Genomic DNA, 6321 nt, shown 5'->3' on the forward strand with positions numbered 1-6321 from the left:
TTACACGTCCGGGTGCGGCGGTTCCAGCGGCTCTGGCCCGGGCGTCTGCGTATGCGCCTTCAGGCCCCGGGCGACGAGCTTTTCCCAGACCGCCTCGGCGCTGTCGGCAAAGTCGAACAGCTTGGTGTCGCGCGGCGAGATCATGCCGGCCTCGGCCAGCGCCTCGAAGTCGATGATCCGGCACCAGTAATCCTGGTCGAACAGGACGGTCGGCACGCTCGGCGCCTTGCCGGTCTGGGACAGGGTCAGGATCTCGAACAGTTCGTCGAGCGTGCCGAAGCCGCCGGGAAACACCACCAGCGCATTGGCGCGCATGGCGAGATGCATCTTGCGCATCGCGAAGTAGTGGAACTGGAAGGTGAGTTCCGGCGTCGAATAGGCGTTCGGCTCCTGCTCGTGCGGCAGGCGGATGTTGAATCCGATCGTCGGCGCGCCGACGTCGCGGGCACCGCGATTGGCGGCCTCCATGATGCCCGGTCCGCCGCCGGTGGCAATGACGTTGTCGAGGATGCCGCCCACCGGGCCCAGCGCGCCACCGCGCTGCGAGGCAATGCGGCCGAATGCGCGCGCCTCGTTGTACCAGCGTCGATGGCGCGGATCGCCGTCCTCCCTGACGCGCGCGCTGCCGAACACCACGATCGTCGAGCGGATGCCCCAGGCCCGCAGCAGTTCCTCCGCCTTGGCGTATTCGAGCATGAACCGGACGCCGCGCATCGAATCCCCCAGGAGGAATTCGGTATCGATGGCTGGCAGGAGATAGGAAGGCGATTGCTTCTGGGGTCTGTTGTCGGGCATGTCTCGTTCGGGTCCGCCATTGTCGTCAGCGGCCCGTTCTAGCGGCCGGATCCGGCCGCGTCATCAATGGCGCAGCATCCCGGCCGCGCAGCGGGCCTCAGGCCTCGTAGACGATCCGTCCGTCGCAGATTGTCATGACCGGCCGTACCGTGGCGATCGCCTGCGGGTCCGTCGCTTCGAGATCGGCGTCGAGCACAACGAGATCGGCCAGCAGCCCCGGCGCCAGACGGCCCTTGCGGTTTTCCATGAATTCGATCCAGGCACTGTCGCGGGTGTATGAGGCCAGCGCGTCGATGAGGTCCTGTCGCTGGTCGGGATCGCGGTCGCTCCACCGCTGGCGGGTCAGCGCCGCCGCCAGGCAGGCCATTGGATCGATCGGCGAGACCGGCCAGTCGGTGGCGAAGACGAGGCGGGCGCCGGCCCGGCGCAGCGTCTGCCAGGCGTAGGCATAGGGCCATTTTGCCGGGCCGATCCGGCTCACCGTCGGCTCCAGCGGGAAGCCGGTGCCCGGTGCGTGGATGGGCTGCATGGAGGCCGTCACGCCGAGCGCCGCGAAGCGCGGAATGTCGTCGGGATGGACTACCTCGATATGTTCGATGCGGTGGCGGGAATCGCGGGGCCCGTTCGCCCGGCGTGCCGCCTCGTAGCCGTCCAGCACGATCCTGACGGCGCCATCGCCGATTGCGTGCACGGCGATCTGGAAGCCGCGCCGGTCGGCCTCGACCGCCACCCGGGCGAAATGGTCGGCATCGAAGAGCGGTTCCCCGCGCCACCCCGGTCGGTCGGGGTAGTCGTCGAGCATCACCGCCGTCCACGAATCGAGGACGCCATCGACGAACAGCTTGACGAAGCCGGAGGCCAGCATCGGTGACCGGAACCGCCGGCGCATCTCCTCGGCGCGCTCGAGTTCGTCAAGTGCCATGAAGTTCTTGAAGTGGAACGGCACCCGCACGCGAGCCGTCAGCTCGCCCGATCGTTCGAGCTCGCCCAGAAGGTCGAGCTGATAGAGGTTGCCGTCCATGTTCTGCAGCGAGGTGAGACCGTGTTGCGCCGCGTGCGCCAGGCCCTTGCGCATCACGTCGAGATCGAAGGCACGTTCGGTGGGTGTGGGTGCGGGATCCGGCTCGCCCCCGGTGGACAGGCCGATACGATACCGGGTGCCGGCCGATCCGAGCCGCAGCACCGGATCAAAGGCCTCGTTCTCGCGCAATTCGCCCGCGGCGAGGCCGTCCTGCCCCATCACGATCTCGTTGCCGACGCCGACTGCACGGCCGTGCAGGATGCCGGCCTTCGCGAGCGCTGCGGTGTTGGCCCAGGCGGTGTGATGGTCGGGTGCGAACATGATGAAGGGACGATCCGGCAGGATCGCGTCGAGGTCCTGCCGACGGACCGGCTCGTCCACCGCCAGGATGGTGTAGTCGGCGCCCTGTGCGATGATCAGCGGGTCGTCGGGCCGGGCGGCGGCATAGGCCTGAACGGCCGAAGCCAGCGCCGCCCTTCCGCGCACCCCGCCGAGCTGCAGGTGATCGAGCTCGGCGGCTCCCGCGAAGAGATGCAGATGGCCCTCGTTGAAGCCTGGCAGCACGGTGGCACCGCCGGCATCGATGACCCGCGTCCGGGCGTCCTTCAGGGCAGCGACGTCGGGGCGGTGGCCGACGGCGAGAATGGTGTTGCCGGCAATCGCCACTGCCTCTGCACGCGGCGCGGATGGCTCCATGGTCAGAACCCGGGCGTTCTCGATGATGATGTCGGCTGTCGTCGCCATGCCCCGCTCCCATCTCGCAGACGTCCCTTCTGTGATAGCCGCGACCGGCGCGACAGGTAAGGGGTGGACCGGCCGATGTCGCGTCTGCCGGGGCGCCGATCATCGCAAGATCGGCGGACTGATATCGCGGGGACTGGCCAGCGGCGCCGCCTTGCCGCAATACTGCGTGCTGATGACGTCCTGTCTCTCAACCCTGCCGGTGCCGGTCCGTGCTGCGGTTCGCAAGCGCGACCTCGCCGCGGCGCAGACCCTTGGCCTGCTCCTGGTGCCGGAGGACCACCGATGAGCGGTCTGTCCGCCGCCGCGAGCGTGCTCGTCGTCGTCGATCTCCAGGAAAGACTGGTTCCCGTCATCCGCCATCACGGCGACCTGCTCGAGCGGGCCGCCATCCTGCTGCGGGCCGCCCGCATCTGCGGCGTGCCGACGGTCGTGACCGAGCATTTTCCTGACAAGATCGGCGGCACTGTTGGCGCGCTGCGCGAGTCCTGCGCTGGCGCGCGCGTGGTGGTCAAGACCCATTTCGACGCCTGCGACGAGCCGGGATTCGCCGCCATGTTCGCGACGCTCGGCCGCCGCCAGGCGATCGTATGCGGAATCGAGGCGCATGTCTGCGTGCTGCAGACGGCGCTTGGGCTGAAGGGCCTCGGCTATGATGTCTACGTGGCCACCGATGCCTGCGGCTCGCGCCGCGACAGCGACCGCGAGACCGGCTACCGGCGCCTCGCCATGGCCGGCGTCATTCCGGTCACGAGCGAGATGGTGGTGTTCGAATGGGCCGAATGCGGGGGAACCGATCGGTTCCGCGAGCTCCTGGCGCTGATCAGGTAGCTGCGTCGGCGCGCCCCGCTGTCACCGAGCCAGGGCTTGCTGCCGGTCAGTCGAACAGGGCGTCGATGTCGTCCTGCGAGACGTGGCCGACATCGCCGTCGAGTTTCGGGCCGTTCAGCGTCGTTCCGTCCTGGGTGGCCGGCTTGGGCGTGACGAAGGCTTCCAGCCCGCCCCACAGCTGCATCATCCGTTCGACCCGCTCTTCGACGAAACGCAGGGTGTTGACCACCTTGGTGATGCGCTGGCCCGTCAGGTCCTGGAAGTTGCACGCCTCGAAGACCCGGATCACCTGCTCCCGGATGTCGGCGACCAGATCGACATTGGCGGATTTCTTGAGCGCTGCGGCAAGATCGGCAGCATCGCGGTCGATACATTCGGCAGCCTGCAACACCTGTTCGGTCGCCTCCTCGGTGCCGCGCACGACCGCGTCGAGCTCGTCCGTTACCCGATGCAGGTCGCGGCCGCCGGGTCCCACATGCAGCGCGGCCAGCTCCAGCTTGGTGGTGTTGATCGCCGCCTGGATCGATTCGAGCTCCGCACGCAGGGCCCGCGCCTCGGCCAGCCGCTCCCGGTAGTCCTCGATGATCTCGTTGGAGACCTGCTCTGCTGGCAGCACCGCCTTCCGGATGTCGGCCAGAGCGGCGAGTATCTGGCGATGGCGTTCTGCGGCCGCCGCGGCCTCGTCGCCGGTAGCCGCCGGCTGATCGAGCATTTCGATGCGGAAACGCCTGCGGGAAGTCTGCATCGTCTGTGTCCGTCCAGCTGTCTGAAACCCGGCTAAAAGTGAGCGCGATCGCTTAAGGAAGAGTTCATCGTGGCGTGCACGGGTGCCCATGAACGGCCGATGAATGCCGGGTTCAGTCGCGGTTCAATGCGGCCGTGCCAGCCTTCAGGCCAGAGACCGGCGCCCGACCCCGTGCCAGTCCATCGCAACGACCATGGAGACCGTCGTGTCCGCATTCGGTATCCGCCCGGGCCTGACCGCCATCGCCTTCGCCACGGGACTTAACGCAATTGCCCTCTCTGCCGCGCAGGCATCGGCCTCCGGCACCTCGCCGCATGTCGCGGTTGCGCACCTACCGACCCCGGTGCCCGTCAATATCGCCGGGTGCTGGTCGGCCGACCGGGCGATCTATGGCCCCTACCATCTTTCCTTCTGCACCGACGGCCATGCCGGCGTCTATCGGGTGACCGGAGGACTGGACTGCAAGGGTGCGGTGCGCCTCTCGACGCGGGCCGACGGCAGCCTGACCATTCGCCTCGGTCACGGCCGCTGCGACGGGCGCATCGACTGGAGTGCGGACTACCTGGAGTGCCGGCCGCGCCACGCCGGCGTCCGCAACGGCTGGCAGGGCGGCCGCTCTGGTGCGACCGGCGACGTCGCCTCGCCACAGGTTGCGGTGCCGCGTGCGCCCTATCCCTATCCGGCCGGTCCCGGCTGGTCGGACCGCATGGATTGCACCTATTTTCCGGTGGTCGTCGGCTATCGTCCGATGGGCGTCGGCCTGCTACGCAACTGATCATCGGCGTCCGGTCGGGTGAGCCGTCGCGCGCCGCTATCTTGACCTTACGTAAACCATGTCGGTCAACCGGCCATAAACCACGTTCGGCGATCGCAACATTACCGCAGATCTCGTTTACCCTTCCCTACGCCGGGATTCCTAGGCTTTCCGGCGTGGTGGGACGTCACGGCGTCCGCCCGGCATTTCAGCCCGACGAAATGTAAGCGAGTACGTCATGAGAAGCCTTGTCCTCGTCGCTGCCCTCGCGGTCGGCGCCACGTCGAGCCCCGCGGGCGCATTCCAGCAAGATCGTCCGATCGATTCCGCCGCGCCGCATGCGATGGGCTACCAGTCCCAGAACGCCAACATGCCGTTTCCGGCGCTGATGAATGCCCTGTTCGGTGCCCCGCCTCAGGCGCGTGCCCAGGGCCAGGTACAGCCCCAGACGCCGCCGCAGCAGCGCCAACAGGTCTACGCAGAGCCGTCGCGGCAGCTTCAGCCGGTGCCGGGCTTCGTCATGCCGGGCACGGCCGGCCGGCCAAGCTACGCCAACCAGCAGCCGGGCCTCTCCACGGCGTCGCGCGCCGGCACGCCGGGCGCGGCCAATGTCGCAGCCCTGCAGCCGCCGCCGCGAACCGCCGTTGCCTCGCAGGCCCGCCAGTTCAACCCGGCTTTCGAGCGCAGGCAGGTCGCCTACAACGGGCCGGAAAAGCCGGGCACGATCATCATCAACACCAATGAGCGGTTCCTCTATCTGATCCAGGACGACGGCACCGCGCTGCGCTATGGCGTCGGCGTCGGCCGGCCGGGCTTCGAATGGCGCGGTACCCACAAGGTGACCCGCAAGGCCGAGTGGCCGGACTGGACGCCGCCGCCGGAGATGCGCAAGCGGCAGCCGGGTCTGCCCGCCCACATGAAGGGCGGTCCGAACAACCCGCTCGGGGCGCGTGCCCTGTATCTGGGCTCGACCCTCTACCGCATCCATGGCTCCAACGAGCCCTGGTCGATCGGCCAGGCGGTCTCGTCCGGCTGCATCCGCATGCGCAACGAGGACGTGATCGACCTCTACGAGCGGGTGAAGATCGGCACCACCGTGAAGGTGATCTGATCGGCCACTTTCAGGTGTTGCCGGCGCGTCGATGCCGGCGCGTCGGTGCCGGGGCACCAGTCGGTTGGCGACATGCGACGGGCGGCCGCTTGGCCGCCCGTTTGCATCATGGCTCTGGTCGCCGCGAAGTCTGGCTTGTCGGTCAGGTTCTCCGGATCGCCACGCGGATGTTGGTCGGCGCGTCGGTCCCCTTTACCGCCTCTAAGAGCGTGTTTGAGAAGGGTCACGGCCATCTTCTGAGCAGCGTGGCGGTTGCGGCGATGGTGATGAGGGCTTCGGCGACGGCGGTGAGTTGCGCGTAGTCGCGCACCAGGCGGCGGCAC

Annotated in this window: 7 protein-coding genes; 3 read left to right on the top strand and 4 right to left on the bottom strand. The window is 68.1% G+C overall.

The features are described 5' to 3' along the window. Together EDC22_RS17175 and EDC22_RS17180 are read right to left on the bottom strand one after the other, a co-directional pair. Entirely contained in the window at nt 1-795 is a 795-nt protein-coding gene (locus EDC22_RS17175) for an LOG family protein (RefSeq protein ID WP_132807905.1), read from the bottom strand. Nucleotides 796-892: 97 nt separating this feature from the next. Beyond that, entirely contained in the window at nt 893-2560 is a 1668-nt protein-coding gene (locus tag EDC22_RS17180) for an amidohydrolase (RefSeq protein ID WP_132807906.1), read from the bottom strand. A 282-nt stretch (nt 2561-2842) separates the two neighbouring features. On the opposite strand from EDC22_RS17180, the gene EDC22_RS17185 reads away from it, so the two are divergent. Further along, the gene (locus EDC22_RS17185; protein ID WP_132807907.1) at nt 2843-3388 is read left to right on the top strand and encodes a hydrolase; all 546 of its coding nucleotides are present in this window, start codon (nt 2843-2845) and stop codon (nt 3386-3388) included. Between the two features lie 46 nt (nt 3389-3434). Here EDC22_RS17185 and EDC22_RS17190 read toward each other — a convergent pair whose 3' ends face one another. After that, complete coding sequence (locus tag EDC22_RS17190; protein WP_132807908.1) at nt 3435-4133, bottom strand: protein phosphatase CheZ; 699 nt, start codon at nt 4131-4133, stop codon at nt 3435-3437. A 205-nt stretch (nt 4134-4338) separates the two neighbouring features. Between EDC22_RS17190 and EDC22_RS17195 the strand changes: the two genes are divergently transcribed. After that, nucleotides 4339-4908, top strand: a complete 570-nt coding sequence (locus tag EDC22_RS17195) for a hypothetical protein (protein ID WP_132807909.1) — start codon at nt 4339-4341, stop codon at nt 4906-4908. Between the two features lie 217 nt (nt 4909-5125). Continuing rightward, the gene (locus EDC22_RS17200) at nt 5126-5998 is read left to right on the top strand and encodes a L,D-transpeptidase (protein ID WP_132807910.1); all 873 of its coding nucleotides are present in this window, start codon (nt 5126-5128) and stop codon (nt 5996-5998) included. Here EDC22_RS17200 and EDC22_RS17205 read toward each other — a convergent pair. After that, entirely contained in the window at nt 5956-6225 is a 270-nt protein-coding gene (locus tag EDC22_RS17205) for a hypothetical protein (protein WP_132807911.1), read from the bottom strand. The genes EDC22_RS17200 and EDC22_RS17205 overlap by 43 nt on opposite strands. Between the last annotated feature and the right edge of the window lie 96 nt (nt 6226-6321).

Source organism: Tepidamorphus gemmatus (assembly GCF_004346195.1).
GTDB lineage: Bacteria > Pseudomonadota > Alphaproteobacteria > Rhizobiales > Tepidamorphaceae > Tepidamorphus > Tepidamorphus gemmatus.

Excerpts from the sequence above, each read along its gene's own strand:
- EDC22_RS17175 (WP_132807905.1), bottom strand. The coding sequence starts at position 795 with ATGCCCGACAACAGACCCCAGAAGCAATCGCCTTCCTATCTCCTGCCA.
- EDC22_RS17180 (WP_132807906.1), bottom strand. The coding sequence starts at position 2,560 with ATGGCGACGACAGCCGACATCATCATCGAGAACGCCCGGGTTCTGACC.
- EDC22_RS17185 (WP_132807907.1), top strand. The coding sequence starts at position 2,843 with ATGAGCGGTCTGTCCGCCGCCGCGAGCGTGCTCGTCGTCGTCGATCTC.
- EDC22_RS17190 (WP_132807908.1), bottom strand. The coding sequence starts at position 4,133 with ATGCAGACTTCCCGCAGGCGTTTCCGCATCGAAATGCTCGATCAGCCG.
- EDC22_RS17200 (WP_132807910.1), top strand. The coding sequence starts at position 5,126 with ATGAGAAGCCTTGTCCTCGTCGCTGCCCTCGCGGTCGGCGCCACGTCG.